This is a genomic window from Pseudomonas sp. Ag1, from assembly GCF_000278565.1.
Classification (GTDB): domain Bacteria; phylum Pseudomonadota; class Gammaproteobacteria; order Pseudomonadales; family Pseudomonadaceae; genus Aquipseudomonas.
In genome coordinates, this window is record NZ_AKVH01000017.1 from 1 (window position 1) to 2211 (window position 2211).

Sequence of the window (2211 nt, forward strand, 5' to 3'; positions counted from 1 at the left end):
CACTGGCATGCCATGGCAGTGGAGACGCATCTGCTTCACGTACAAAGGCCCCATTTTGACAAATACTAGCTCGTTCGCTACTGCGCTGGAGAGCTCCAATGGATGGATGAGAGTGCTCAATCAATTGGCCGGTTCACCCGGTCAAGATCCACAGTACAGTTTCTTCGTGAAATTGTTCAAGGGTCAGAACACCAGCGATTGGGTTGACCCAATGACCGCGAAGACTGATAACAGTCGCGTCACGGTTAAATATGACAAGACCATCACCCTTGCGTCAGGCAACGAAGACGGATTCATCCGCAAGTACAACAGGTATCACCCAATGAACAAGACCCTCGTTTACGACGACGACGAGTTAGGAGGAGGTGAGATATCCAATGCCTATTCGACAGAAGGTAAAGGAGGTATGGGAGACTACTACGTAGTGGATCTCATTAGGGCAAGGCAAGGTTCAGCCACAACGGATCAATTGACTTTCCGACCAGAGTCTACTCTGTATTGGCATGAAAAATAGGAGTAGTTATCTCCACAAAAATACAATTTCCCTCCATCCACTCAATATCCGCTAGTTCCATTCCAGTTCTAGGGTCAGTATTGCTGCACCAAATGCAGGGTCTACCCCAGTTGAACAAGCTAGGCTCCTTGTAAAGGACCTTCAGCTGAAATTGCATCTGACACCCCAACCAATCTTTAAATCGGGGGAAGAACTTAATCCCCCCCGCAATATCATCCAGCACCGCGTAGTCAGCCTTGGGATTGTCTAGTGCCTCTCCGGCACTAAACAGCCCCCCCATGTACATATGGCTGCCTAAAGATCTGGCCCACACAGTCTTTCCCAATCTAGTAGGTCCGAATAAGATGAGGGACTTTCGTCTTCCTAGGCAACACACATTAGCTTCATAAGCCATGAACCCGGCAACGATGGGGGTTTCGACGCCCCCGGAGGCGCGAGGCGCCTCACCCTTAAGCAAAGCGCAGCGTTCTGCCGGGCGCAGCCCACTGTAATCGCTCCGCCCAAAGGAAAAGAGGACTCACCACCGGTTCCTCCAAACAAAACGTTATCTCTCCAGTCGGTAAGACTTCCATAGTCGGCAAGGTCAAATACTCCATCGGGTGTAGAATAGGGTACCTTTCTCGGTCGAAACTTCCAATCGGCGAATCGTTGCAAGGCTGGGAAATTGCACACCAGAGACTTAGGATCCAGCTCGTCGCAAAGGCCCCAAAATTCGTCGCGAGTCTCCGCAGTTGTGATTTGGCCCCATACAGCCTCATCTCGATTAGCGCTTCTTCGGCCGCCGATTCCGCCCGGCCGTTCGAGACCTCCAGCGATAACTTCGCCATCCTTAGTCGCATAGTCAAAACCTCCAACCGCATTCTTTCGACTTGGCTCAACATTCGGGTGGTAACCGTCGACATCGAAAACATCAGCCTTTCGACTTCGAAATCGCCTGTCGAAAGAGACAAACACATGGTAGTGAAACCCTTCACCTGTTGGGTAAAGCTCGCGTGCGACAATGCATTCACCTCCAAGGTCTCCAATGACCTCAACAACTCTAAAGGGGTCCAGTGGGGGTTTGCCATCACGGCCTTCGGTGTGAGCGTAAGTGAGTAAAAAGTGTTGGGCACAAAAGAACAGGCTTGGCATGTCTTCCTGTTTCCTGCTGAAAACTAATATTATACAGCAGGACACAGGACTCACACGGACTATAAGTACGTCAGTCCCCCCCAACAAAACCCCAACGGATTTGAGACATGTCTCAACAAAATGCCACGCTACTACCGAAAGAAGAGGTCGTACACGTACGCCAAGAAGAGGACTCCAACAAGGCGTCCCAAGGTTTCACCACGGCGAAGAGGCTATGGCAGAAAGAAGTATGGTGGAAAGACGTCAAACAGGCGTATTCTCAATCTCACGTCGACAAAAAAGCGAGACACGATGCTCTGCTGGAGTAACTCCACCGGGTCCACTCAGTCTGGTAGCACCACCTATAGCACAAATGCCGCAGTCATCAATGGCGGTCTGTCCGACACAAGCGCAGCCACGTTCGTGTGGTGTGCAACAGCACGCGACAATACGCAAAGCACTGCCGGCACACCCGGTACAAGGTTCACTACCGCGACGCGAACTTCATCTACGCCTTACATGGTTGGTCTGAAGGAATCTGTTGAGATTCAATGCAACACTGGCATGCCATGGCAGTGGAGACGCAT

The 2211-nt window shown here is 51.2% G+C and carries 2 protein-coding genes; both read left to right on the forward strand.

Annotated features, from left to right (window positions below):
* Positions 1 to 514, forward strand: a 514-nt coding sequence (locus A462_RS32150) for a hypothetical protein (RefSeq protein ID WP_008430110.1), incomplete at its 5' end; no start/stop codon positions are given.
* A 1238-nt stretch (positions 515 to 1752) separates the two neighbouring features.
* Positions 1753 to 1953 carry a hypothetical protein gene (locus A462_RS32145; RefSeq protein WP_008430115.1) on the forward strand — a complete coding sequence of 67 codons (201 nt, stop codon included), beginning with the start codon at positions 1753 to 1755 and terminating at the stop codon, positions 1951 to 1953.
* Positions 1954 to 2211 lie beyond the last annotated feature (258 nt).

Bases quoted from the DNA above. Each gene is read 5' to 3' on its own strand.
- A462_RS32145 (WP_008430115.1), top strand. From the start codon at position 1,753: ATGTCTCAACAAAATGCCACGCTACTACCGAAAGAAGAGGTCGTACAC.